This is a genomic window from Candidatus Avelusimicrobium sp. (assembly GCF_056976295.1).
Map to the genome: position 1 here is coordinate 62,243 of NZ_DBMCTG010000007.1, position 24,266 is coordinate 86,508.

40 protein-coding genes are annotated in these 24,266 nt (G+C 48.8%); 1 reads left to right on the top strand and 39 read right to left on the bottom strand.

Annotation, left to right across the window (positions count from 1 at the left end):
* Positions 1-18: 18 nt before the first annotated feature.
* The 38 genes from ACZOTW_RS04350 to ACZOTW_RS04535 all read right to left on the bottom strand — a co-directional run bounded on the left by ACZOTW_RS04350 (position 19) and on the right by ACZOTW_RS04535 (position 22,958).
* Positions 19-687 (bottom strand): DUF2344 domain-containing protein, encoded by a 669-nt coding sequence (locus ACZOTW_RS04350; protein ID WP_483997588.1) that lies wholly within the window; start codon positions 685-687, stop codon positions 19-21.
* A gap of 31 nt (positions 688-718) precedes the next feature.
* A complete protein-coding gene (rodA, locus tag ACZOTW_RS04355) occupies positions 719-2,062 on the bottom strand; it encodes a rod shape-determining protein RodA (protein WP_483997589.1) in 1,344 nt (447 codons plus the stop codon).
* Position 2,063: 1 nt separating this feature from the next.
* A complete protein-coding gene (gene mrdA / locus ACZOTW_RS04360) occupies positions 2,064-3,905 on the bottom strand; it encodes a penicillin-binding protein 2 (protein ID WP_483997590.1) in 1,842 nt (613 codons plus the stop codon).
* 9 nt (positions 3,906-3,914) lie between these two features.
* Entirely contained in the window at positions 3,915-4,409 is a 495-nt protein-coding gene (gene mreD, locus ACZOTW_RS04365) for a rod shape-determining protein MreD (RefSeq protein ID WP_177746085.1), read from the bottom strand.
* Positions 4,410-4,412: 3 nt separating this feature from the next.
* Positions 4,413-5,270 (bottom strand): rod shape-determining protein MreC, encoded by an 858-nt coding sequence (gene mreC, locus ACZOTW_RS04370; protein ID WP_483997591.1) that lies wholly within the window; start codon positions 5,268-5,270, stop codon positions 4,413-4,415.
* A gap of 100 nt (positions 5,271-5,370) precedes the next feature.
* Positions 5,371-6,414 (bottom strand): rod shape-determining protein, encoded by a 1,044-nt coding sequence (mreB, locus tag ACZOTW_RS04375; RefSeq protein ID WP_177746080.1) that lies wholly within the window; start codon positions 6,412-6,414, stop codon positions 5,371-5,373.
* Positions 6,415-6,424: 10 nt separating this feature from the next.
* Positions 6,425-6,769: a 50S ribosomal protein L17 gene (rplQ, locus tag ACZOTW_RS04380; RefSeq protein ID WP_177746078.1), complete on the bottom strand. Its 345-nt coding sequence runs from the start codon at positions 6,767-6,769 to the stop codon at positions 6,425-6,427.
* Between the two features lie 17 nt (positions 6,770-6,786).
* Positions 6,787-7,785 carry a DNA-directed RNA polymerase subunit alpha gene (locus ACZOTW_RS04385; protein WP_177746076.1) on the bottom strand — a complete coding sequence of 333 codons (999 nt, stop codon included), beginning with the start codon at positions 7,783-7,785 and terminating at the stop codon, positions 6,787-6,789.
* Between the two features lie 13 nt (positions 7,786-7,798).
* Positions 7,799-8,428 (bottom strand): 30S ribosomal protein S4, encoded by a 630-nt coding sequence (rpsD, locus tag ACZOTW_RS04390; RefSeq protein ID WP_428045171.1) that lies wholly within the window; start codon positions 8,426-8,428, stop codon positions 7,799-7,801.
* A 5-nt stretch (positions 8,429-8,433) separates the two neighbouring features.
* Complete coding sequence (gene rpsK, locus ACZOTW_RS04395) at positions 8,434-8,856, bottom strand: 30S ribosomal protein S11 (protein WP_177746071.1); 423 nt, start codon at positions 8,854-8,856, stop codon at positions 8,434-8,436.
* Positions 8,857-8,881: 25 nt separating this feature from the next.
* Entirely contained in the window at positions 8,882-9,256 is a 375-nt protein-coding gene (rpsM, locus tag ACZOTW_RS04400; RefSeq protein WP_177746068.1) for a 30S ribosomal protein S13, read from the bottom strand.
* A gap of 21 nt (positions 9,257-9,277) precedes the next feature.
* Positions 9,278-9,391, bottom strand: a complete 114-nt coding sequence (gene rpmJ / locus ACZOTW_RS04405) for a 50S ribosomal protein L36 (protein ID WP_177746066.1) — start codon at positions 9,389-9,391, stop codon at positions 9,278-9,280.
* Positions 9,392-9,604, bottom strand: a complete 213-nt coding sequence (gene infA / locus ACZOTW_RS04410) for a translation initiation factor IF-1 (RefSeq protein WP_177746064.1) — start codon at positions 9,602-9,604, stop codon at positions 9,392-9,394.
* 77 nt (positions 9,605-9,681) lie between these two features.
* Entirely contained in the window at positions 9,682-10,434 is a 753-nt protein-coding gene (gene map, locus ACZOTW_RS04415) for a type I methionyl aminopeptidase (protein ID WP_483997592.1), read from the bottom strand.
* Positions 10,431-11,069, bottom strand: coding sequence for an adenylate kinase (locus tag ACZOTW_RS04420; protein ID WP_428037894.1), 639 nt, complete (start codon positions 11,067-11,069; stop codon positions 10,431-10,433). The genes map and ACZOTW_RS04420 overlap by 4 nt, the downstream gene beginning before the upstream one ends.
* A gap of 236 nt (positions 11,070-11,305) precedes the next feature.
* On the bottom strand, positions 11,306-12,640 hold the full coding sequence (gene secY / locus ACZOTW_RS04425; RefSeq protein WP_177746056.1) for a preprotein translocase subunit SecY: 1,335 nt from the start codon (positions 12,638-12,640) through the stop codon (positions 11,306-11,308).
* Positions 12,640-13,101: a 50S ribosomal protein L15 gene (rplO, locus tag ACZOTW_RS04430; protein ID WP_177746054.1), complete on the bottom strand. Its 462-nt coding sequence runs from the start codon at positions 13,099-13,101 to the stop codon at positions 12,640-12,642. Before rplO ends, secY begins: the two co-directional genes overlap by 1 nt.
* 18 nt (positions 13,102-13,119) lie before the next feature.
* Entirely contained in the window at positions 13,120-13,722 is a 603-nt protein-coding gene (gene rpsE / locus ACZOTW_RS04435) for a 30S ribosomal protein S5 (protein ID WP_177746052.1), read from the bottom strand.
* Positions 13,723-13,736: 14 nt separating this feature from the next.
* The gene (gene rplR / locus ACZOTW_RS04440; protein WP_177746050.1) at positions 13,737-14,102 is read right to left on the bottom strand and encodes a 50S ribosomal protein L18; all 366 of its coding nucleotides are present in this window, start codon (positions 14,100-14,102) and stop codon (positions 13,737-13,739) included.
* A 2-nt stretch (positions 14,103-14,104) separates the two neighbouring features.
* Positions 14,105-14,656 (bottom strand): 50S ribosomal protein L6, encoded by a 552-nt coding sequence (rplF, locus tag ACZOTW_RS04445; protein ID WP_428040992.1) that lies wholly within the window; start codon positions 14,654-14,656, stop codon positions 14,105-14,107.
* Positions 14,657-14,665: 9 nt separating this feature from the next.
* Positions 14,666-15,058, bottom strand: a complete 393-nt coding sequence (gene rpsH, locus ACZOTW_RS04450) for a 30S ribosomal protein S8 (RefSeq protein WP_177746046.1) — start codon at positions 15,056-15,058, stop codon at positions 14,666-14,668.
* Between the two features lie 70 nt (positions 15,059-15,128).
* On the bottom strand, positions 15,129-15,314 hold the full coding sequence (locus ACZOTW_RS04455) for a type Z 30S ribosomal protein S14 (RefSeq protein WP_087289315.1): 186 nt from the start codon (positions 15,312-15,314) through the stop codon (positions 15,129-15,131).
* A 15-nt stretch (positions 15,315-15,329) separates the two neighbouring features.
* On the bottom strand, positions 15,330-15,926 hold the full coding sequence (rplE, locus tag ACZOTW_RS04460) for a 50S ribosomal protein L5 (protein WP_428037896.1): 597 nt from the start codon (positions 15,924-15,926) through the stop codon (positions 15,330-15,332).
* A 15-nt stretch (positions 15,927-15,941) separates the two neighbouring features.
* The gene (gene rplX / locus ACZOTW_RS04465) at positions 15,942-16,250 is read right to left on the bottom strand and encodes a 50S ribosomal protein L24 (RefSeq protein WP_177746042.1); all 309 of its coding nucleotides are present in this window, start codon (positions 16,248-16,250) and stop codon (positions 15,942-15,944) included.
* Between the two features lie 3 nt (positions 16,251-16,253).
* Positions 16,254-16,622: a 50S ribosomal protein L14 gene (rplN, locus tag ACZOTW_RS04470; RefSeq protein ID WP_087289320.1), complete on the bottom strand. Its 369-nt coding sequence runs from the start codon at positions 16,620-16,622 to the stop codon at positions 16,254-16,256.
* A 28-nt stretch (positions 16,623-16,650) separates the two neighbouring features.
* Positions 16,651-16,920, bottom strand: coding sequence for a 30S ribosomal protein S17 (gene rpsQ / locus ACZOTW_RS04475; protein WP_177746040.1), 270 nt, complete (start codon positions 16,918-16,920; stop codon positions 16,651-16,653).
* An 11-nt stretch (positions 16,921-16,931) separates the two neighbouring features.
* A complete protein-coding gene (gene rpmC / locus ACZOTW_RS04480; RefSeq protein WP_177746038.1) occupies positions 16,932-17,135 on the bottom strand; it encodes a 50S ribosomal protein L29 in 204 nt (67 codons plus the stop codon).
* A 3-nt stretch (positions 17,136-17,138) separates the two neighbouring features.
* Entirely contained in the window at positions 17,139-17,549 is a 411-nt protein-coding gene (gene rplP, locus ACZOTW_RS04485) for a 50S ribosomal protein L16 (RefSeq protein WP_087289326.1), read from the bottom strand.
* Positions 17,550-17,562: 13 nt separating this feature from the next.
* The gene (gene rpsC, locus ACZOTW_RS04490) at positions 17,563-18,294 is read right to left on the bottom strand and encodes a 30S ribosomal protein S3 (RefSeq protein WP_177746035.1); all 732 of its coding nucleotides are present in this window, start codon (positions 18,292-18,294) and stop codon (positions 17,563-17,565) included.
* A 3-nt stretch (positions 18,295-18,297) separates the two neighbouring features.
* Complete coding sequence (rplV, locus tag ACZOTW_RS04495; RefSeq protein WP_087289330.1) at positions 18,298-18,657, bottom strand: 50S ribosomal protein L22; 360 nt, start codon at positions 18,655-18,657, stop codon at positions 18,298-18,300.
* Between the two features lie 16 nt (positions 18,658-18,673).
* A complete protein-coding gene (rpsS, locus tag ACZOTW_RS04500) occupies positions 18,674-18,958 on the bottom strand; it encodes a 30S ribosomal protein S19 (RefSeq protein ID WP_177746033.1) in 285 nt (94 codons plus the stop codon).
* 2 nt (positions 18,959-18,960) lie between these two features.
* A complete protein-coding gene (rplB, locus tag ACZOTW_RS04505; protein WP_177746031.1) occupies positions 18,961-19,800 on the bottom strand; it encodes a 50S ribosomal protein L2 in 840 nt (279 codons plus the stop codon).
* Positions 19,801-19,821: 21 nt separating this feature from the next.
* The gene (locus ACZOTW_RS04510) at positions 19,822-20,118 is read right to left on the bottom strand and encodes a 50S ribosomal protein L23 (protein ID WP_177746029.1); all 297 of its coding nucleotides are present in this window, start codon (positions 20,116-20,118) and stop codon (positions 19,822-19,824) included.
* Positions 20,118-20,750, bottom strand: coding sequence for a 50S ribosomal protein L4 (gene rplD / locus ACZOTW_RS04515; protein WP_177746027.1), 633 nt, complete (start codon positions 20,748-20,750; stop codon positions 20,118-20,120). The genes ACZOTW_RS04510 and rplD overlap by 1 nt, the downstream gene beginning before the upstream one ends.
* A gap of 12 nt (positions 20,751-20,762) precedes the next feature.
* Positions 20,763-21,554, bottom strand: coding sequence for a 50S ribosomal protein L3 (gene rplC, locus ACZOTW_RS04520; protein WP_428040146.1), 792 nt, complete (start codon positions 21,552-21,554; stop codon positions 20,763-20,765).
* A gap of 18 nt (positions 21,555-21,572) precedes the next feature.
* A complete protein-coding gene (rpsJ, locus tag ACZOTW_RS04525; RefSeq protein WP_428037898.1) occupies positions 21,573-21,917 on the bottom strand; it encodes a 30S ribosomal protein S10 in 345 nt (114 codons plus the stop codon).
* A gap of 320 nt (positions 21,918-22,237) precedes the next feature.
* Positions 22,238-22,585: a hypothetical protein gene (locus ACZOTW_RS04530; protein ID WP_428037899.1), complete on the bottom strand. Its 348-nt coding sequence runs from the start codon at positions 22,583-22,585 to the stop codon at positions 22,238-22,240.
* A 10-nt stretch (positions 22,586-22,595) separates the two neighbouring features.
* The gene (locus ACZOTW_RS04535; protein ID WP_428055790.1) at positions 22,596-22,958 is read right to left on the bottom strand and encodes a hypothetical protein; all 363 of its coding nucleotides are present in this window, start codon (positions 22,956-22,958) and stop codon (positions 22,596-22,598) included.
* A gap of 339 nt (positions 22,959-23,297) precedes the next feature.
* Here ACZOTW_RS04535 and ACZOTW_RS04540 point away from each other — a divergent pair, with 339 nt between their 5' ends.
* Positions 23,298-23,792 carry a type IV pilin protein gene (locus ACZOTW_RS04540; protein ID WP_483997593.1) on the top strand — a complete coding sequence of 165 codons (495 nt, stop codon included), beginning with the start codon at positions 23,298-23,300 and terminating at the stop codon, positions 23,790-23,792.
* 374 nt (positions 23,793-24,166) lie between these two features.
* On the opposite strand, the gene ACZOTW_RS04545 is transcribed toward ACZOTW_RS04540, so the two are convergent.
* The coding region (locus ACZOTW_RS04545; protein WP_483997595.1) for an EF-Tu C-terminal domain-related protein at positions 24,167-24,266 on the bottom strand (100 nt) is incomplete at its 5' end.

Consider the following 24,266-nt stretch of genomic DNA (forward strand, 5'->3'; position numbering starts at 1 on the left):
GGCTTTGTTCATAAGCCTTTAAATGGGGTGGAATTCCCCTTCGCTGTCCTGCCAAAGGAAACTCTCCCTAATAAATGTAAAACCTTCCACCGTAAACGTATCGTCCTGCGCCGGGATATCCACCCCCAGCCATGCGGCAATAAGCGTTTGCGGACGTTCCCACTTGCCTTGCACGTTTAAAAGCGTCAAACGCACCGCCGAATGGGAAACGGTTTGCGCTTTCCAAATGTACGGTTTGGCATTTTGCACAAGTGCCAGACCGCTCTCAGCCCGGCGGGTAATATCCACCCGGGCCGCATTAAAGAAATCTTCTGCTGTCTGTTCCGGGCCAAACAAATCAAATTTTCCTTCCACCCGGTAAACCGCACCGACAGCCAAATTCTGCACCGAAGGCAACGCATAAGGCACGCGTTGTACGTCTAAAAGCGTAAGCCCCTGCGGTTTAGCCTGTTCCAGCGAACGGCGCACCTGCTCTGCGGGGACGGAGGAAAGCAAATAAACATCTACATATTCCCTTTCCGCCCGCACACCCATAGATGGTGCCGGACCGTACGCAAGCCGGGGCCAATTCTTATTGACCTTGGCCGGTTCGTAGGGCAGCCCGCTGGCGAGCACCATACTGCGCACGGCATTAAATGTATTCCGCTGTGCCGCCGATTTTTCGGCACAGGTGAACACTATACGCATTTTATAAATTTTTGGCGTGTTTATCATCTTTTTATGCCCGTATGCGGCGTGCGTAAACCGACTGCACCACCCCTAATGCCCATAAACTGGATACTAAATTGGACCCGCCATACGAAATAAACGGCAACGGAATTCCGGCTACCGGCACTATACCGATAAGCATCCCAAAGTTAACCAGCATATAGGTAAAAAACATTCCGAATATGCCTGAACATACCAAATAACCGTAGCGGTCGCTAGAACTGTATGCCACTACGATAATTCTCCATAAAATGAGTAAATAGAGTCCCAGCACCAGCAGTGTTCCCCACAAGCCGAGTTCTTCCCCCACCACGGCCAAAATAAAATCTGTATGTTTTTCGGGCACAAATCCCAAGCGCGACTGGGTCCCCGAAAATAACCCCGAACCAAACACGCCCCCCGCCCCCATAGCAATTTGCGCCTGCAACACATTATACCCCGCACCGCGCGGGTCGGATTTGGGGGCTAAAAAAGTTTCCACGCGCTTTCTTTGGTGTGGTTTCATTTGGTGGTCCACAAATATCCCGCCAAACAACCCTGCCAATACTACCAAGGTAGCCAACACAAAGTAAAAAGACGGCAGGAACAAACGCAACTGTTTAAAAAACCACCAAGCGGCATACCCCAGCACAATTACCAATACGGAAAACCCTGCCATATACCAACCGTTGTGAGCCAATTCGTAAAACGCACGCACCAGCCAATATTCCTGCAAATCGGGGTGGAGATAGATATATGTCCAGGCAATCGTAAAAAACCCCGCTACTCCCGCAAAAAGGCCAATCAAACCCAAATAGAACACATTGACGCCCGTGCAATAAAGCAAAACCAAAATGGCCGGAAACGTAACTACTACGGACGAAAAGTCCGGCTGCATCATAATCAGCCCGAAAACAGGCACTAAAAGCGCGCCCAACCCAAAGAGCGTGGAAACATCGCGGATACGCTGTCCGCGTCTGTCCAAGAACGCGGCGGCGGCCAAAAGGGTCGCCACGCGGCAAATCTCAGAAGGCTGCATAGAGAAAAAAGGAAGCACAAACCACGAACGCGAACCGCGCTGATAGGTGCCGAACAGCAATACCCCCACTAACAAAGCCAAAATAAAACCGTAGAGATATTTCCATTGTTCATCAAAAATCTGGTAGTTAAAACTCCACCCCACAAAAAACGCAAAAGCCCCTACCGGCAGGGCTACCAAATGGGTGCGGACAACCGGGTTAGAAAAAGATAAACTGTTGACGGCGGACATAATGCACAGCGCGCCCAGTATTACCAGTAAAATCATTGCCCCAAACAACACATAGTCCAAACGGCTGCGGCTGGAATTTTTAGTAAAATTACGAAATACGGCCATATTAATCGGCACTCCTTAATAACTCATCATAATCTTCGGCGGAGCGGGGATTATTTTGGGGTGTGGCTTTCTTCTCTGCGGGCTTATTCAGACGGAAGTAGGCTTCCAACATAGCGCGCGCAATCGGCCCGGCGGCAGAACTGCCCCCCTCGCCAAATTCCACAAATACCGCCAACGCAATAGACGGCTCCTCCCCTTCTTTCCCCGCAAAGGCCATAAACCACCCGTGGTCTTTTCCGTGCGGGTTCTGTGCAGTACCTGTTTTGCCATACACATCTAACCCTTTGATTTTCACGCGCCGCGCGGTACCTTCGTCCACCGTATGCTTTAAGGCTTTAAACAATAAATCGTATGTTTGGGGCTTTAAATCGGCCTTCTGCAAGATATCCGTCTTGCCCAGCACTTCGGTTTTGCCCGTCTGGTTGCTGACGATTTTTTCCACATAATACGGACGATAGACATTTCCCCGGCTGGCTACGGCGGCCGCAAACTGCGCCATTTTTAAAGGAGTTACCAGCAGTTCCCCCTGCCCGATAGAAAGGTTCAATGTGTCGCCGATAAACCAATACGTTTTGTTACGCGCGCGACGGGTCGGACCGTACAAGTTGCCTGCTTTTTCGCCGGGCAAATCAATCCCCGTTTGGCGGCCAAACATAAATTTGCGTTCCACCCGCTCAATGGCGGCGGCTCCGGTTTCGGAAGCCACGACATAAAAATATACGTCGCAGGAGTTGCTTACCCCGTCAAAGAAATCTACCGGGCCGTGCGTACTCCAACACTTAAACACGCGGGGGCCGGAATTATAATGCCCGGGGCAGTTGATTTTGCGTTTGACGTCTAAATGCCCGTCCTCCAAGGCGGCCGCAGCCGTAATAATTTTAAAAGTAGAAGCCGGCGGATAAATTCCCTGTACCGCCAGGTTATATTCGTTGATTTTTTTAGATTGTTTGGGGTTATCCTCATCGCTGTATCCTACAAAAATATTCGGGTCGTATGCCGGAGCGCTCGCCAAGGCCAACACCGCTCCTGTTCGCGGGTCCAACGCCACAGCGGCGCCACGGCCCGTTTTAGATTTTTTAAGGCCTTCTTCCGCCGCACGCTGCAAATCAAAATTCAGCGTCAAATATACATCACTCCCGGCAGACCATTTTTTATCTTGAATAATGCTTTTGACCCGTCCGCGGTAATCCACTTCCAAAAACACTCCGCCGTCGTGCCCTTTAAGTTTTTTTTCAAATTTCTTTTCAATGCCGTTTTTGCCAATTTTGGAGTTTAAACGGTAGCCCATACTTTGGTCGCGCTTTTGCCACTCGCGCTCGTCCATACTCCCGATATAACCAATCAGGTGGCTGGCAAAGCCGCCATAGGGATAACTGCGTTTGGTTTCCTCAATCAAATACACGCCCGGATAATACAGTTGGAGTTCTTGCAAGGCCATTGTACTTTTGGTGGAAAGGTTTTCGGCAAGCAAGGTAGCCTTGCCCGTTTTAACACCCTTTTCCACCTTGGACAACACGTCGGCTTCACTCATCTTTAAATGCGGGGCTAAATCGTGCGCCAGTTGGTTTAAATATTCAGGGTCCTTGCGCCCTGCGGAAAGGTAATAAAAACTAAATGCCGGGGCATTGGAAGCCACTGCTACGCCATCTGCGGTAAACACGCGCCCGCGCGGAGCCGTCTGGTACAAAATTTGCGTACGGTTGCGCTCTGCCATTTTTAAATAAGCATTGTGGCGCAAAACCTGAATATCCACCAAACGCAACGCAATGACCGCTCCGGCCACAGCGGCCAGAATCATCATTGTTTTTAAACGCGCATTAAAAAATATCCGGGTAACTGCCATATAAAAATCCTATCTTTGCCGGCAAACAGGCCCGCAGGCCAACACCCGGCGAACTATCCAAAACACCGCCGGAGCCAAGAGCGCACAGAAAAATGCACCTCCCAGCACACTCCAAAAGCCGGGCCACATTGCGGCGGAAGCAAACCACCATACAAGAAGCGCATTAATCACGCTGACTAAAACAGACAAGCCAAACACGCTAATAACCTGCGGGAAAATCCCGTCAAAATCAAACCGTTCTGCCAACGCATAAATAATGCACGAGGCCACCGTAAAGGAAAAAGCATTGTAGCCAAACAGTTTCGTGGCGAAGAAATCCAAAAACAGCCCGCATACAAAAGCCGCCGGATAACCAAACGCAGGCTTTAATACGGCGCAAAAAGCCGCCGTAAAGGCCAACATAATATTCACGCTCAATCCCCAAAAAGAAAATAATGACGAAAAAGCCCAATGACACACCGTCGCCACTATAAACAGCAAAAGCAGTTTAATAAAACTCCACATAGGTTAGTTGCCTCCGTTTCCTGTAATCACAAACAGTTCACGCACCGCCGATGAGCGCACCAACGGAATTACTTCCACCGTAAGGGCTGTTTGAAAACTCTCGTCCTCGCGCACGCCGCTTACCTCGCCGACTAAAATTCCCGCCGGAAAGATACTGCTGGTCGCCGCAGTATAGACTTTATCGCCTTTTTCCACCCGGGTTAAAAGGGGAATATATTTAATGCGCACAGCGCGCGGGCCGTTGCCCGCCAAAAGACCTTCCTCTTTGCCGCGCTCCAAATAAACAGCGGCGGAAAAATCTTCGTCGCGCACCAAAAGCACTTTGGCGGTGCTTTCTGTGGCTTCCACCACCACACCCGCCAGGCCTTCCTGCCCTTCTTCCATAGAAATTACAGCACTGCGCTCGGTTATACCGTCTTTTAGACCTTTATCAATAATAACGGCGTTCCATTGGGAAGGTTCCCGGTAGGCTACTTTCGCCCACACCCCTTTCCAACGGTGCGTGCGGGATAATTTCAATAAATCGGTTAAACGTCCGTTTTCGTCCAAAATGGCTTCGGCTTGGGACGAAAGCAACTTCGTCATTTCAATTTCCTGTTTGAGTTCGCGGTTTTCCCGGTGGGCGTCCAATAATTCCCGCACCGTTTGGTTGACATTTTCCGCATATTTAGCCGTAGCGTGCGCCGCGCGCACCTGCGGCAAGAAAACATACGCCAGCACCGCCTTAACAGAAGATACAAAACCTTCCAGCGGTAAAATCATTAGCAGGAAGGACGTTAATAAAAAAATTAAAGGGAGCAAAAAACGACGGCGTGAGCCGGGCTCCTGCTTTTTGGATGACTTTTTTTTATGTGATAACATAACTCAAATCTGTATGGGGAAATTTCCCCTTTTCAAACGAAAAAGCGGACACGGTCCCTTAAAGAACTGTGTCCGCTAAAAGGTTTTCTGCAACCGTCTGCTAGAAAGATTTACCGCGGGAGCCGAAGAAGCGGGAGCCTTTTTCGTTCAGTTGTTCCAAGAACTTACCCGTGCCCAAGGCCACGCAACTCAGCGGGTCTGCGGCGCGGTGAACGGGGATATCCGTTTCTTTGCGAATCAGTTCGGTAATGCCTCTTAACAGGCTGCCGCCACCGGCCACCACAAGCCCTCTATCTACGAGGTCCGCGGCTAATTCCGGCGGGGTTTCTTCCAAGGTGCTTTTAATCACGTCAATAATCAGGCGCACCGGCTCCATCAACGCTTGGCGGATTTCTTCCGAAGTTACCGTCAAGGTGCGGGGCAGGCCCTGTGTCTGGTCGCGCCCTTTTACTTCCATGGATTTTTCTTCCTTTAAGGGATAGACGGAACCCAGGTTGATTTTCACTTCCTCGGCCGTCGTTTCGCCAATAATCAGATTGTATTTTTTACGGAAATACTGCACGATGCACTCGGTTAATTCGTCGCCGGCCACATCAATAGACTTGGCAACCACCATCCCGCCCAGCGAGATAACGGCCACTTCCGTCGTGCCTCCGCCGATATCAACAATCATACTTGCGTGCGGTTCCGCGATGGGCAAATCGGCGCCCATGGCCGAAGCCATGGGCTCCTCTATCAAATAGACCTCGCGCGCACCCGCTTGGCGGGCGGCATCATCTACCGCGCGTCTTTCCACGCCGGTAATGTCCGAGGGAATGCCAATCACAATTCTGGGACGTAACAGACTGCTTCTGCTGTGGACCTTGCGGATGAAATAACGAATCATTTCTTGCGTAACTTCAAAGTCCGCAATTACGCCGTTCTTCATCGGGCGCACGGCCACAATATTAGCCGGGGTTCTGCCAAGCATTTGCTTGGCCTTCGCGCCGACAGCCTTCACTTCGCCGGTTTCTCTTTCCACAGCGACAACGGACGGCTCGCGAAGCACGATGCCTTTATCTTTGACATAGATTAGACAGTTGGCCGTGCCAAGGTCCATACCCAAGTCAGAAGAGAAAAGCCCCCCAAGATAGTCTATTACCATAAGCGCTCACCTATTCAACCAATTTAACGATGGCCACTTCGGCATTATCGCCTTGGCGCAGCCCCGCGCGGTAAATGCGGCAGAAGCCGCCGGCGCGGTTGGCATAGCGGGTAGCCAATACTTCAAACAATTTCTTTACAGCCGTGGCATCCTTCAAGGTGTCTTTGGCGGCACGTTCGTTGTTGGCTTTGGCCAGCGTGATGAGCCCTTCCACCACGCGTCTAACTTCTTTGGCTTTGGGCAGCGTGGTCTTCACTTGTTCGTGAAGAATAATGCTGGTGGCCATATTGTTAAGCATAGCCTTGCGGTGGGACGCAGTCTTGCCCAATTTTCTGTATCCGGTATTTTTAATCATACGCTAAAAACTACTCCTTAAATTTTCATACCGAGCGAAAGTTTCATCTCGGCCAGTCTTTCTTTGATTTCGTCCATAGATTTGGCACCGAAGTTCTTAATCATTTTCAAGTCATCTTCGGTCATTTTAACCAAATCGCGGACCGTGTTAATATTTTCGGATTTAAGACAATTAATGGAGCGGGACGACAATTCAATAAATTCAATGGACTGGTTGAGCAGTTCATCCAATTTGGAATTGACACTCGCGCCGGCGACAGCCCCCGTGGCAGACACGGGTTCTTCCACCGCTTCGTCGCTGGTGGTAGCCACGCAATCGTCTTCGCCTTCAATCGTGAAAATATGCAAAGAACTGGACAGCAATACCGCTGCACGGTGCAACGCCCGGGCCGGAGCCAAGGTGCCGTCGGTGGTAATTTCCAAAATCAAGCGGTCATAGTCCGTTTTCTGGCCGACACGGGCAGGTTCCACGTCGTAGTGGACCTTCACAATCGGAGAAAACAGGGCATCCACCGGGATAAACCCGGCAGGGCGCTGAATTTTGGTTAAATCTTCGGCAGGCACATAACCCTTGCCGCGGGAAATTTCAATTTCCATTTCCAGGCTGCCGCCCACTTCCAAGGTGGCCAAGGCCAGGTCTTTATTGACAATTTCCACACCGGACGCTTCTTCAATATCCGCAGCCGTAACCACGCCGGGTTTGGTGACGTGCAACTGCAAATATTCACGGTTTTTGCCTTCCATTTTCACGCGCAGACGTTTCATATTGAGCAAAATATTGATAACGTCTTCCCGCACGTTGGGAATCGTGCTAAATTCGTGCACGGCACCCGCGATTCTGACGGCGGTTACAGCGGCCCCTTCCATACCGGAAAGTAAAATCCGGCGCAGGGAGTTGCCCACCGTATGACCGTAACCGCTTTCGTACGGCTCGGCAATAAATTTGCCGTAAAAGTCGGACGCGGTTTTTTCTTCCAGTTGAATCTTTTGCGGAAGGACTATTTCGTTAAAAGCCATTATTGCCTCCAAACTATTTAGAATAGTATTCTACGATGAGCTGCTCGTTGACAGGGTAGGACATTTCCGCTCTGTCGGGCCATCTTAAAAGTTTGCCGGTCATCTTCTCCGCATCGTATTCCAAGAAGCTCGGGCGCTGGTTGCGCTTTTCGGCATCCGTCAAGGCTTGCTTTACTTCCACATTTTCAGCCAAGGCGGCATTCAGGGTTACTTTGTCGCCCAAGCGCAACTGGTAAGAAGGCACGTTTACGGCTTTACCGTTTACGGTTACATATCCGTGCAATACCAACTGGCGAGCGGCTTTAAGCGAAATGGCAAAACCCAAGCGGCGGACGGTGTTGTCCAAGCGGGTTTCCAATTTGCGCAAGAAATTTTCACCGGTCTGGCCTTCGGCCTTGGCAGCGGAATCAAACAAATTGCGGAACGGAATTTCAGACATACCAGATTGAAGTCTGGCTTTCTGCTTTTCCTGCAAACGAATACCGTATTCGGACACTTTGGCTTTTCTAACTTTGCCGCCGCGTTTGGTTACGGCCGCCAACTTGTCAATGACACAGTTGGTGTAGCATTTGCTCCCTTTCAAGAAAAGTTTGCAATCTAATTTTCTGCACTTTTTGCAGCTGGGTCCTGTATATCTAGACATAAATCTTATACTCTCCTGGCTTTGGGCGGTCTGCATCCGTTGTGGGGGATGGGGGTGATGTCTTTAATGGAAGACACGGTTAAACCGGCTTGCTGTACGGCGCGCACGGCAGTTTCTCTGCCTTGGCCCGGGCCGCAAACTTTTACGGCTACTTCGCGCATACCCATAGCAACGGCTTTTTCAGCAGCCTTATTGCTGGTGATTTGCGCGGCAAACGGAGTGCTTTTCTTGGTGCCTTTGAAGCCGTGGGAACCGGCGGTGGACCAAGCAATCGTGTTGCCCTTGTCGTCCGAAACAGTTACAATCGTATTGTTGAACGAGCAGTAAATATGCACCACGCCGAATACCGGCGCTTTGGCGTTTTTCTTCTTTCCTTTCGCCGCCGGCGCTTGCGCGGCCGGGGCCGTTGTTACTTTTTCTTCTGCCATATGTTTAAATTCCTAATATTAAAAGTTATTTGGTTTTAGCACCCACGGTTTTTCTTCTGCCGCGGCGGGTTCTGCTGTTAGTTTTGGTGCGCTGACCGCGGACCGGCAGGTTGCGGCGGTGGCGCTGGCCACGATAGGAACCGATTTCAATGGCGCGGTGAATGTTTTGCGCCACTTCGCGGCGGAGTTCGCCTTCCACTTTGTATTCTTTCTGCAAAATGGTGTTGAGCAAACCGGCCTGCTGTTCGGTCAAGTCTTTCACGCGGGTAGCGGGATCAATCTGGCCGTTCAATTTGGCAAGCACGTCTTTAGCGTTTTTCTTGCCGATGCCGTAAATATATTCCAGGGCGACGTCAATTCTTTTATTTTTAGGTAAATCAATACCTGCGACTCTAGCCATATTCTTCTAAAACTCCTTAAATTAACCTTGGCGTTGTTTGTGTTTCGCGACTTCGCAAACCACACGGACTACGCCGTTGCGCTTAATGATTTTGCATTTCTGACATATCTTTTTTACACTGGCTCTGACTTTCATTTATTTCTCCCTATAAGTTATTCTGCCGCGGGTCAAATCGTAAGGAGACAATTCCAGTCTGACCTTGTCGCCCGGTAGAATTCTTATATGATGAACTCTCATTTTGCCGGATATATGTCCCAGAATAATTTTGCCGCCCGGGATTTCGATTTTAAACATCGCATTGGGCAGCGATTCCAAGACTTTACCTTCAATTTCTATCTTATCGCTCATACGACTCCGAGTTCGGATAAATTTAGAACAAACATCCGCCGCGCCCTTTTGAACCTTCCAAAAAGCGCCGGCGTAGATTATTCAAAGGCCGTGAAAATTTCACTGCCGTTAGCCGTAACGGCTACTGTGTGTTCAAAGTGGGCGGCATACTTCCCGTCCGCTGTAACCACAGTCCAACCGTCATCCAACTCCCTGACTCTATATGTTCCCGCAGTAAGCATAGGTTCTATTGCCAAGACCATACCCTTTTCCAAGAGCGGTCCCGTGCCCGGCTTGCCGAAATTCGGGATACTGGGTTCTTCGTGCATATTGCGTCCAATACCGTGCCCGCAATAATCACGCACGACACCTACGCCCTTTTGCTTGGCAAAAGTTTCCACCGCGTGCTCCACGTCGCCAAGACGTTTGCCGGGTTTGACTTGCCCGATTGCCTTATATAAAGACTTTTTGGTAACGTCCATCAGTCTTTGGGCTTCGTCAGAAACTTCTCCCACGCCGAGGGTGATTGCGGCATCAGAACAGAAGCCGTCAAGGCGAGCCCCTGTATCTATACTGATAATATCACCACTCTTTAATATTCTATCTTTTTTTGGGATTCCGTGCACGACTTCTTCATTTACGGAAGCGCAAATAGTGCCCGGAAAACCATAATAACCGAGAAAGAGCGGTGTCGCCCCGAAGGAGCGAATCGTCTTTTCGGCCGCGGCATCCAATTCCAGCGTAGAAATACCCGGCTTAACGAGTTCGGTCATCAGTTTGAGAACCGCCGCCGTTACTTTGCCGGCTTCACGCATCTTTTGGAGTTCGCTATCGTTTTTTACTTCAATCATTTTGCCTTCTTGATGACATTTACAATGTCTTCAAAAACTTTTTCGGGGGTTTGGTTACCCTTGATTTCTACGTATTTCCCGCTGTTTAGATAATAATTTTTTACCGGCAGCGTATCGTTGTGATACACTTCCAAGCGGCGTTTAACGTGTTCGGCGGTATCGTCCGCACGGGTGTATAATTCACCACCGCAAGACGGACATTCGGCAAGCGGGGCTTCCGGATTGACGTGCAAAATAGCACCGCATTTTTTGCATTGGCGGCGGGAGGTAATACGGCTGACCACTTCGCTTTCCGGCAAGTCAATCATAATTACTTCCGTAATTTCACGTCCGAGGCGGGCCATCATAGCATCTAACGCTTCGGCTTGTGCTACCGTGCGCGGAAAACCGTCAAAAATAATGCCTTTATCCGTAGATTTGACAATATTTTCCAACATAGAAATCATCAGTTCGTCCGGCACCAAATTTCCGTTTTCAATAATGCCGGAAATCTTTTTGCCGAGTTCGGAACCGGAAGCAATTTCCGCGCGCAGAACATCCCCGGTGGAAATGTGCTTCAACTGAAATTCATCTTGCAACTTGGCCGACTGCGTGCCTTTACCGGCACCCGGGCAGCCCATTAAAACAATATTCACTTTAAAAATTCCTTCCTATTCTTTCAAACAACTTTGTGTGTAGCCCCAACAGAGCCACACACAAAATAATTTGCGAAAAAATACAACCAAACTAATTTTTTAAGATTTTGAGGGAACCCAAAACTTAATGAGTAATTTTGGATTTTTGAGGGGATTTCTAGGCGCACCTTCTTGAAGCATACTATACCTGCTATGCGAAAGAAGGGGCAACACCGAAATCCCCCAAAAATACGAAATTACTGGACGTTGAACCAGCGGCCTTTGATTCTCTTGCTTCCCTTCATCAACGGCTCGTAATTGCGGGCCAAGAGATGGGCTTGGATTTGACCGACGGTATCTAACGCGACACCAACGACGATAAGCAAAGCCGTACCGCCGAAGTAAAAGTCCACGTTAAATTCCGCACGGAAGAAATCCGGCAAGACGGCCACCAAACATACAAAGATGGCACCGCAGAACGTCAAGCGGTTCATTACCCACTCAATGTAGTTTTTGGTCGGTTCTCCGGGACGAATACCCGGAATAAAGCCGCCCCATTTCTTCATATTGTCTGCCAAATCGGACGGGTTAATCGTCATAGAATTGTAGAAATAGCAGAAGAAAATAATGAGCGCGGAGAAAATCAACATATACCAACCGTTGCTGCGGCTCATAGCCTCCAACAGTTTCTGCGCCCAAGCGGCTTCTTGGTTAAAACTGGCAATCGTCAGCGGTAAGGAAATAACAGAGGATGCAAAGATTACTGCAATCACACCGCTCTGGTCAATTTTAAGCGGCAGATAACTGGTCTGTCCGCCATAAGTTTTATTCCCTACCTGGCGTTTGGCATACTGAACCGGGATTTGGCGTTGGGCCGTTTCCAGCCATACCACTAACGCGGTAATCACAATCGCCGCACCAAAAATCACCAAGGCCATAAAGAAGTCCATTTCGTCCGTTTTTACACGGTTGACGACTTCCATAATAGCACTGGGCAAGCGGTCCACGATACCGGCAAAAATGATGAGCGAAATACCATTACCCACCCCTTTTTCCGTAATCTGTTCGCCTAACCACATTACAAACATCGTACCGGCCGCGAGGGTCAGCACGGTGGTTACAAAAAACATAAAGGACGGATTGACTACCGCCGATACGCCGCCTGCGCCTTCCACTTTCGTGATGGCGAAGGTCATCATAGCGCCTTGCAAAACAGCCAGGAACAGTGCAAAAATACGGGTAATCTGGTTTTCTTTTCTTCTGCCGGATTCGCCCTCTTTATGCATTCTGTCCAACGCGGGGAAAATATGCGCCCCGCGAACAAGCCCCATAATAATGGACGCATTGATGTACGGCATAATACCCAAGGCCAAAATGGAGAATTTCCCCAACGCACCGCCCGAAAAGATATTCATAAAACCAAGAATACCGTTTTGGTGGGCGGCAAAGAGTTGTTTCAAAACATCCGCATTGATACCGGGTATTGGGATTGCAGCCGCAATCCGGAAAACAGCCAACGCCCCGATCAAGAAGAGAAGCCTCTTCTTGAGTTCGGGGGCGTTAAAGATATTTGCAACTGTGTTGTTAGCCATTATTTGGTCTTCTGTTCAAGCACGGTTACGGTGCCGCCGGCTTTTTCAATCGCCGCTTTGGCGGTGGCAGAAAAACCGTGAGCAGACACTTTCAAGGCCTTGGTCAAAGCGCCGTTAGCCAACACTTTGACACGGGTAACATCGTGAATGATGCCCGCTTTTTTCAAGGCTTCGGGGGTTACTTCCGCACCGGCCGCAAACACTTTTTCCAAGGAGCCGAGGTTTACATAATCGTAACGCTTGGCAAAGTCTTTATTGGAAAAACCGCTTTTCGGCGTGTGGCGGATAAGAGGCATCTGACCGCCTTCTTTGCTTTCCTTGCGGCTGTTACCGGAGCGGGAAGTCTGCCCTTTCATACCTTTGGTGCAGTAGTTGCCCAAACCAGAGCCCGGGCCGAGGCCCAAGCGTCTTTTGGCTTTTCTAGACCCATGTTTAGGGAAAAGTTTATTTAAAGTTACCATTTTATTCTCTCCACAAAACTATTCGGCCTTGGCGGCTTCTACGGGCGCTTCGGCTTTCGGGGCTTCGGCAGCGGCTTTTTCAGCCTTGCCGCGGATAACGTTCACAACTTCTTTGCTTTTGAGTTGTTTGAACGCTTCCATAGTGGCATACACGAGGTTGCACGGATTGCAACTGCCCAAACTCTTGGCGAGCACGTCTTTGATACCGGCGGCTTCAAACAAGAGGCGCACACCGCTACCGGCGATTACACCGGTACCGGGGGCGGCGGGTTTCATCCACACGGAAGAAGCACCGAACTTGCCGATGGTTTCGTGCGGGATCGTTTCGCCCACAATCGGGAACGTAATCATATGTTTTCTCGCGTGAGATTCAGCCTTGGCAATAGCCAACTGAACCTGGTTTGCCTTGCCAATAGCAACGCCCACTTTGCCCATACCGTTACCGACCACGACCAACGCGCGGAAACCAAAGCGTTTACCGCCCTTTACTACCTTGGCCGTTCTGGCTACGTGGATGACCGTCGTTTTGCCTTCGGCGAGCGGTCTTGCTTTTTGAAACTCGGCTCTTTTGCCTTTCGCTTCTTTTCTGTTATCGCTTTTAACTAGCGTTTCATTGGACATTAAATTCACCTGTCTTAGAATTTCAATCCTGCTTCTCTGGCGGAATCAGCAAGCGCTTTAATTCTGCCGTGGTACACGCGTCCGCCGCGGTCAAACATTACTTCGCTGATACCTTTTTCAAGCGCTTTCTTGGCAATAGCAGCGCCCAAGGCCTTGGCGGCTTCAATACTCTTGGCGGAGGTGTCAAACTTGCCTTCAAATTCTTTGGACAACGTCGTGGCAGACACTAACGTGCTGTGGGTGTTGTCGTCAATAATTTGGGCATAGATGTATTTTAAACTTCTGTACACCGAAAGGCGCGGGCGGTGCGCACCGTTTTTCAACAGGTGGCCGCGGCTGCGGTCCTTTCTGAATTGATATCTTTCTTGCTTAGTAGCCATAATTATTTACCTCCCGCCGCAGTCTTACCGGCTTTGCGGGCAATATGTTCGCCCTGGTATTTAATACCGCTGCCTTTGTAGGGTTCCGGAGGTCTGATTCTTCTGATTTTGGCCGCGAAATCGCCCACCTTGAACTTATCGCTGCCTTTAATCGTTACCGCGCCGGATTTCGGATCCACCACGACCGTAAGGCCAGTGGGGATATCCAAATTGACGGGGTGAGAGAAACCCAATTCCAAATTGAGTTTTTGTCCGGCCACATTTGCGCGGTAACCCAAACCGTTGATTTCCAAGGTTTTGGAGAAACCGTTTGTAACGCCTTCAATGATATTAAAGACGTTCGCGCGGGTGGTGCCGTGGATAGCGTTAAGTTCTTTCACACGGTTTTCCGGGATAGAGAAAGTCAACACAGCCCCTTCCATTTTGGGGGTTACACCTTCCGGCAAAGTGTAGGACAATGTGCCCAAAGCGCCGGTAGCGGTGATGATGTTCTCTTTAATTTCCACTTTGGTATTAGCGGGGATGTTGATAATTTTTTTACCGATTCTGCTCATATTCCCCCCTTACCAGACCTGGCACAAAAGTTCACCGCCGATTTTGGCGGCTTTGGCTTGCGCGTCGGTCATTAAGCCTTTGGAAGTGGAAAGAATAGAAATACCAAAAGCGCCGCGAACTTTCGGAATATTGTTGTAAGCGCTGTAAACGCGGGAACCCGGTTTGGACACTCTTTTGAGGCCCTGGATAACGCATTCGTTTTCCGGCGTGTATTTCAAAAATACTCTTACCACGCCGCCCTTGGTTTCATTATGGACGGCTTTGAAATTGGCGATATATCCTTCTTCTTTGAGGATGCGCGCAATTTCGGTTTTGATTTTAGAAAAAGGGATATCCACTTTTTCTTTTTTCTTCATATTGGCGTTTCTTATTCTGGTTAAGAAATCTGCGATTGGATCCATATTCTAGGTTATCGTCCCAAGCCACTTTCCGTAACGGAGTTGGCCCGAAAGCGATACCTCCTCCTGTAAATTACCAGCTCGATTTTCTAAGACCCGGGATTAAACCCTGGTGTGCCATCTTTCTCAGGCAGATACGGCAGAGACCGAAGTCGCGGTAGTAACCTCTTGCGCGGCCACAGATTTGGCATCTGTTGTGATAGCGCACGGCGAACTTTTGGTCCTTAGCCATTTTTGCAACCCATGCTTTAGTAGCCATAAAGTTTTAGTCCTCTTATTTAGTAGCCGATTTGCGGAAGGGCATACCCATATAATCCATGAGCAGGCGACCGCTTTTATCGTTGCCGGCCGTGGTAACGAACGTAATGTTCATACCGTGGGCTTTGGGTGATTTTTCCACATCAATTTCCGGGAAAATATAATGTTCTTTAATACCCAGGTTCAAATTGCCTTTGCCGTCAAAACTCGGGTTGAAACCCTGAAAGTCGCGGATGCGGGGGCAGGCGATCATAATGAAGCGTTCCATAAATTCATACATTCTCGCACCGCGCAGCGTTACGCGCACGCCGATAGGCATACCTTCTCTAAGTTTAAAGTTAGAGATAGATTTTTTGGCGCGTCTTACTTGGGCAGCCTGACCAGCGATGGCGGTCAAATCTTCTTTGGCCACTTCCAACGCTTTAATGTCTTCACGGGCATCTTTTACACCGATGTTAATCACGATTTTCGTGAGTTTCGGCGCAGCCATCGGGCTCTTTACACCCATATCTTTGAGCAAGGCCGGAAGCACTTTTTCTTTATAAAGGGCCTGCAAGCGAGGAGTATATCCCTCGGGCGCCTTTGTTACGTTTTTCGTTTCTTTCTTAGTCATTTTCTCTTACCTGGATTAAATGATCGGCTCGTTGCATTTGCGGCAAACGCGTACTTTTTTACCGTCGGCCGAAACTTGCACTTTGGGCGTCATCGCTTTTTTGCATTTACCGCAGATGACCGCTACGTTAGAAGCATCCAACGCCGCTTCCATCTGGATGATGCCGCCTTGCTTATTTTGAGTAGGCTTGGTGTGTTTGGAAATCATATTTACGCCGGCAACTACTACTTTGTTTTTGCCCGGGTTGACAGATTTCACTTCGCCTTTCTTGCCTTTGTCCTTGCCGGCCAAAACCAGCACGGTATCTTTCTTCTTGATAATCATACTCTATACCACCTCAGGAGCCAGGGAAATGATTTTCAAAAAGTTCTTTTCTCTGAGTTCTCTGGCAATGGGCCCGAACACACGGGTGCCTTTGGGTTCGCCGTTATCGTTGATGATGCAAACAGCGTTGTCATCAAAACGAATATAGGAACCGTCTTTTCTTCTTTTTTCGCGGGCCACGCGAACGACTACCGCGCGGACTACGTCGCCTTTTTTAATGGCGGAGGTAGGGATCGCATCTCTGACGGAGCACATCACGACATCTCCCAAAGTTGCGATATCCCGGTGGTGGCCGCCGCGCACTTTAAAGCACTGGACTTTACGCGCGCCGGAATTGTCGGCCACATTGACTATGCTTCTTAATTGAATCATACTTTAATAACTCCGTAGTTTTTAAAAACTAAGCTCTGGCTTTTTCCACAATCTTGGAAACACGCCATTTCGTCGTTTTGGAAACGGGACGGGTGCTCATAATTTCCACTTTGTCGCCGATTTTGGTTTCGTTGGCCTCGTCGTGCGCGTGGAATTTGGCCGCTCTTTTGAGCGTTTTGCCATAGCGGTCGTCGTGAACCAGGCGTTCCACCATAACGGTGCGGGTTTTGTTCATTTTGTCGGACACAACCACGCCGGTGAGGACCTTTCTTTTAGCACGGGTTTCTTGATTTTCCATTTTTAAAACCTCTATTTTTGCTCTTTCTTCTGGTTGATCAGCGTTTGCAAAAGAGCAATTTCGCGTCTGACCGCTCTAATTTCCATCGGGTTAGCGATGGGAGTGGTGCTGTGTTTGAAAAGAAGGTTGAACTTCTTTTCTTGGGCTTTGCCGAGCGCTTCATTCAGTTCGGCCAACGTTTTCTTTTTCAAAACTTCTTTTTCGTTCGTTTTCATAAACTACCTTCTGGTTACCAGTTTCGTCTTAATCGGCAGTTTGTCGGAAGCCAAACGCATGGCTCTTTTGGTGTCTTCCACAGAAGCGCCTTCCAATTCAAACAAAATTCTGCCGGGCTTCACCACAGCGGCCCAATATTCGGGCGCGCCTTTACCTTTACCCATACGGGTTTCGGCGGGGTGTTTCGTAATGGCTTTGTCCGGGAAAATGCGAATCCACAATTTGCCTTTTTTCTTGATGAAGCGGGACAAGGTAATACGGGCAGCTTCAATCTGCCGGGCGGTAATCCATTTGGGTTCCAACGCTTTCAACCCAAATTCGCCAAAGACCACTTCCGTACCGCGCTTGGCATTACCTTTAATGCGCGGCGCGCTGAAGGGCTTGCGATATTTAACTCTTTTAGGCATTAACATAAGTCAAAGTCCTCTATTTGGTTTCCACAGCCGGGGCGGCAACTTCCGTCGCGCCTTCGGTGGAACCGCTTTCCATGTCGCGATGTTTCTTGAGTTCGTTCATAATCTCTTTCGGAGATTTGGCGAAGTGGGTTCTCTTGAAAATCCAGACTTTAATGCCGATTTTACCGCTGATGGTGTTGGCTTCGGTGAAACCGTAGTCAATATCGGCGCACAAGGTGTGCAGCGGAACGCGGCCTTCGCGTTTCCACTCGGTGCGGGCGATTTCCGCGCCGCCGAGTCTGCCGGACACCATAATTTTAATACCGAGCGCTTTACCGGACAAGGCCTTTTCAATCGCTTTTTTCATAGCGGCGCCATAGTGAGCGCGCTTTTCAAGTTGCATAGCGATATTCTGGGCTACCAGTTGGGCGTCCGTTTCCGGATTTTTAATTTCAATCACGTTGACGAAAGTTTTGCTGCCGGTAAGGGCTTCCAATTCTTTTCTCAACGCTTCAATATCGGCGCCTTTTTTGCCGATTACCACACCCGGGCGGGCAGTGTGAACATTCACACGCAAGAACGCACCGGCTCTTTCAATGCCGACGTAACTGACAGCCGCCATTTTGAATTTGTCGTCAATGATTTTGCGGATATCAAAGTCTTCTTTAATAAGCGCGGGCATATTCTTGGGGGCGAACCATCTGGAACGCCAATCCTGAATATAACCTAATCTAATTGACCGGGGATGAATCTTGTGTCCCATAAATTAGCGACCTCCCTTTTTTTCGTCGGTAACAATGACAGTCAAATGACACATACTTTTCTTATAGGGCATAGCGCGACCCTGCGGGCCGGGCTGTACTCTTTTCAAGTGGCCGCTGGGGCCGAGGTTAGCAAACGCTTCTTTAATGAAGACTTTGCTGAAATCCAGTTTTTTGCCGGCTTTCACTTCCAGGTTAGCAGCAGCGCTGTGTAAAGTTTTGGCCACCAAATCCGAGGTGCGTTTGGCTACGAAAGGAAGAACTTCCTCCGCCGCCTTGACGTTTTTACCGCGGATTTGATCCAGCACCAAGTTTACCTTGCGGCTGCCGAAACGTTGAAATTTAGCTTTTGCACAAGCTTCCATATCAAATCCTCAACTCTTATTTCAGGGCGGTGGAATCTTTCGTCATACCACCGTGACCTTTGAACAAACGAGTGAAAGAAAATTCACCGAGTTTGTATCCTACCATTCTTTCGGAAACGTAAATGGGAAGAAATTTTCTGCCATTGTGCACCAGAAACGTGTGTCCCACGAATTCCGGCACGATGGTGCAGGCTCTTGCCCACGTCTTGATAGGTTTCTTTTCGTTGGAAGCGTTCATCGCCTGAACTTTTTCCAACAGGTTTAAATCCACGAACGGACCTTTTTTAGTTGATCTTCCCATAATTACTTAGCCTTGTTTTTTCTTCTGTCGCTGACAATCATCCAGCCGAACGCTTTTTTGGTGGAGCGAGTTTTCAGACCGCGGGTCTGCTGGTTCCACGGGGAGCGCGGAATATTTCCGCCTTTACCGTGCCCACGGCCGCCGCCCATCGGGTGGTCAACCGCGTTCATAGCGCTACCGCGTACGGTAGGTCTTTCGCCGCGATGTCTGTTTCTGCCGGCGTTGCCGATTACGACGTTGCCGTGGTCAATGTTGCCCACTTGGCCGATAGTAGCGCAGCAAGCGCTGGGGACCAAGCGAATTTCACCGGACGGCATTTTGATATGGGCATAGTCCGATTCTTTGGCCATAAGTTGGGCCTGGCTGCCCGCGCTGCGAGCCAACTGGGCGCCTTTGCCAACTTTCAATTCAATCGCGTGGATAAAAGTACCTTCGGGAATATTTTTAAGAGCAAGGCAGTTACCCACTTTAATATCAGCGGCCGGGCCGGACATCAACACATCGCCCACCTGTACGCCGAGCGGATGAAGAATATATCTCTTTTCGCCGTCAGCGTAATTTAAAAGACAAATACGGGCACTTCTGTTCGGATCGTATTCAATAGACACGACTTTGGCCGGAATGCCGTATTTTTCTCTTCTAAAATCAATTTGTCTGTAAGCACGTCTGTGGCCGCCGCCAATGTGGCGAACCATAATCATACCGGTGTTATTTCTGCCGCCGGTTTTGCGCAGACCTTTGGTTAAACTCTTCTCCGGAGTGGTTTTGGTGATATCGGAATAATCCGAAACCGTAATCGTTCTGCGGGAAGGGGTATAAGGTCTAAATGACTTAATAGGCATAGTTAGTAGTTTCTCCTTTCGCTACTTTGAAGCGGCTTCCACCACTTCAATTTTATCGCCTTCTTTCAAGGTAACAAAGGCCTTTTTATAATCAGGTCTTTTCCCTTCAAAGCGACCCATACGGTGGGTTTTGCCCGTTACATTAATGGTGTTGATTTTGGTAACGGTTACATTAAAGATTTTTTCCACCGCGGTTTTGATTTCGCCCTTAGACGCGGTTTTGGCCACTACGAAGCCGTAGCGGTTATGCGTGTCTCTTTCAATAAGACTTTTTTCAGTCAAAAGGGGCTTTTTTAACGTTTCATACGTGCGGGACATTATTTAGTCTCCTTGGCGAAAGTATCGCACAGTTTTTCAACAGCGTCTTTGGTCAAGATGACTTTGGAACTGTTGAGCACCACGTAGGCGTTGATGTCCTGCGTCGGGATATGGGTTAAACCTTCCATATTGCGGCAGGCCAAAGCAGCATTTTCGTCGGCAAAGTTATCAAGCACCAACGGTTTGCGGCCGGCGGCTAATGTTTCCATTACGGCGGCAAAGGCTTTGGTTTTGGGTTCTTTGAAGGTCAAAGAGTCCAAAACTACCAAGTTGCCTTCGGCCAGTTTGGTGGAAAGAGCCATAGCCAAAGCGGTTCTGCGTTTGGCGGCCGGCAAATCCTGACGATAGGAATGCGGGGTAGGTCCAAAAGCGATACCGCCGTGGCGGAATTGCACGGCGCGCAAACTGCCCTGGCGGGCGCGGCCGGTACCTTTCTGTTTCCACGGTTTTTTGCCGGTTCCGGACACTTCGCTGCGAGTTTTTACATCAGCGGTGCCGCGTCTTTGGTTGGCCAAAAAGGCGGTGATGACTTCGTGCAGGAACGTAGGGTTGGCTTTGACGGCGAACAAACTGTCCGGCAGAGCGCAGGTCCCTTTTTCTTTTCCTTTAATATCTAAAACTTTAGTTTCCATGGGTCAAAGTCCTTACTTCTTGTTGGCGGCCTTAGAAGCAGACACTTTATGCTGCTGGGGCGCCACATAGTGTTTTTTGTATTTGGAAGTTTCCAAGACGGAGACGATAGAACCTCTTGCACCCGGCACAGAGCCTTTAAGGAACAAGAGACCGTTTTCGTTATCCACTTTCACAACTTCAATCTTGGCGACGGTATGGGTGGTGGTACCATAGTGGCCAGCCATACGCTGACCGGAGAGCACTTTACCCAAAGAGCGGCGGGAGCCCAAGGAACCCGGAGCGCGGCATCTGTCAGACGCACCGTGGGAATCAGGCTGGCCGGCAAAGCCGTGGCGTTTCATCGCGCCGGCAAAACCGTGGCCTTTAATTTTCCCCTGGACGTCCACATAGTCGCCGGGTTTAAAAATCTTTTCAAGTGAAATGACTTGACCAATTTCAAAACCATTTACGTCGGCCACACGGCATTCCTTCATATGTTTGACCGGCGCCACATTGGCTTTTTTGAAATAACCGAGTTCAGGTTTATTGAGTTTGTTTTCTTTCACTTCGCCAAAACCCACGCAAACGGCATTGTAGCCGTCTTTATCCTGGGTTCTGACACGTACAACTTTGCACGGACCCGCTTTTACAACGGACACACCGTGAAGGTTGCCTTTTTCATCAAAGAGTTGGGTCATACCCACTTTCTCGCCGATTACGAAACGAAACGTAGCCGGGGCTTCTTTGACAGTTTCTGCTTTGGCCGCTTCAGCAACGGGGGTTGCCTCTTGGGCACCAGCAGCATTTTTGATTTCTTCAGTCATATTCTATCAGGTTTCCTGTTAGTTGCTTTTGATTGCCACATCCACACCGGCCGGCAAGTCTAATTTCATCAACTCGTCAACGGTCTTGGAAGTGGGACTTTTCAGATCAATGAGTCTTTTGTGAATACGCATTTCAAACTGTTCTCTGCTCTTTTTATCGGTATGGGGAGAGCGAAGTACGGTGTACTTCTTAATCCGAACCGGGAGAAGAACAGGACCCGCCACGATGGCGCCCGTTTTTTGTGCAGTTTCCACAATGCGGGAAACCGAGGCGTCCAACATACGGTGATCGTAAGAACGCAATTTAATGCGGATTCTTTCTTGGCTCAATACTTTCGCCTTTTTTTCTGTTTTTTCTACCATTTTTGGTTTTCCTTAAATGTTTTTTACAAAAAAATTATTCGGCAGAAACTCCTCCCCCGGGTCGCTTTCTCCGACGAGCCGGTATGGAATTTCCTGCCTTTCGTCCAATTCAGTACATTTTATTATACCAAATTAGTGGGCTTTTGCGCTATACAAATACTCACGTTTTTCACCATTTCGTTTCTTTGTCTAGCGCCTAAAATTCGCTTATATATATTGTATAATATCCGTCTTGTATTGTAAAGACTTTCTCCGTCGGGCTTTACAATACAGCACCCGGCCTGTTTTCGGGAGGCCGGGCACATTATAAAGTTTCTGCCTTAAAAAGCCACTGCTTTGGGGGTAATCAGTTTACCCGTGCAAACATTGTTTACACACGCAGTGGTAATGCGGGTGTAGCAGGCTTCGCGCGTACAACCGGCATTAGCGCAGGCCTTTTCAAGCACATTTTGAACCTTGGCGGACGCCGTTTTATTTACGGCTTCAAAGCCCGCACAAGGGCAGCACCCTTTTTGAACGGCTACACAATCGGCATCCGTTTGGCAGGTTCTGTCTGCCGCGGCAACGGCTTTGGTTAATTTGGCCGGAGTGGCATTAATCCCCGCACCGGAAGAAGCACAAGCGCCCAATGCGGCGGCGCAGGCTAATACAATTAGAATTTTTTTCACTTATCTCTCCTTATTTAGCAAAATAGTCCTTCATTGGCTTGGGCGTGCCCACACAAGTTCCGTTTTGGCAGGACGTGTTCAGTTCCACATAACACATTTCCAAGGTGCATACGCCATCAGCGCATTCTTTATTCCAACGGGATTGCAATGCTTTGGCGGCCGCTTTATTAACCGCTTCTTTGCCGTGGCACAGGCAGCAACCCTTGTTGACCGAGGTGCAATCCGCATCTACTTGGCACGATTTATCAGCCGACCGCAACGCTTCGGCATAGTTTTTGGCTTTTGGGTTAATGGGCTGATACCCCTGTTCCGTGGCCGCACAACCCGCCAGCAACAGAACACTGCCCAAAAAGCCCGCTAATTTAATATTCATACGAGCGACTCCTTATATAATGATTATTTATATTATACCAAACTGGGAGAATACGTTTAAATTTGTTATACTTAAAGTGTTGTAGAAATAAAAATTTATCTGTTTTTGGAACCGTGTGAAGAACACGGAGGCATTACGAACGTAATCCAGAGCAAGTCCAAAAACAGCCGATCAAATGCGCAAGGGAAAGGGCCTTATAACCCCTTTTTCTTGGGCTGAATGTTTGCCGCCTTTTTGGCGGCAGACTACGGCTGTTTATACTTGCGGCACTTGCTCTGGCGCAAGATAGGCAGCCGTTTTTTATGAGCCTTTTTTCCAAGAACTGACAAGGAGAAAAGTATGGAAAAAGGTTTTACCTTAATAGAATTGTTAGTAGTCGTGCTGATTATCGGTATTTTATCAGCCGTCGCCTTGCCGCAATACACCAAAGCCGTAGAAAAAGCCCGTGCAACCGAGGCTCTTTCTATTACCAGTAATATTGTTAATGCTGTGGAAACAACTATTTTAAGTAGTGGTGTTTATGATAGTGCTGTATATGCCGATCCCGAAAACTGGGATATTTCTTTATCTGGTGGCTACTGGAAGGACTCAGGTTGTTGTGGTCCTATGTATGTAACAAAAAATTTCTTCTATCTGACAAGAGACGACATGACAGGTGTAGCCGCCTACCGGTGTAAAGGAACCTGCACAGGAAATATAAAGGACGAAAGCATTTATGATTTATGGCGTTGTTACCCTTCCGTTGATGGGGAAAATTGTTTGTCCTGTTCTTCAGAGACAGAACAAGGAAAAGATATTTGCAAATCTCTCACAAGTCTAGGGGTAAAGTACTGACCTCGATGAAAATAAAACGCTGCAAATGACACCTCTACACCGATAGTTATTTTAAGTCTTTACAAAGAGCAAAATTACCTCGTTTTTTGGCTGTTTGGCCGCTCTTTGCTCCGTTTATAAAAAGCGTTCACGTCGGACAAGAAATTTTATTGTTTGAGCGAAGCGAGTTATAAAATTTCCCGCCGCGAACTGCTTTTTATGGAGCCCGAGCGGCGAGTTTTTTGTTACTTTTTGACGGTGCAAAAAGTAAGAAGTATTCATAAATTAATGTCCCTTAAAACAATAACTATCCCCCCGGCTATACCGGGTTACTTTGTACCAACAAAAAAGGGGGCCGAACAGTCGGTCCCCTTTTTGCACATTAAGCAGTAAAACTACTCAATAATTTTGGTTACAACACCGGCGCCTACCGTATGGCCACCTTCGCGGATTGCAAAGCGCAAACCTTCTTCCATAGCCACAGGCGTAATCAAT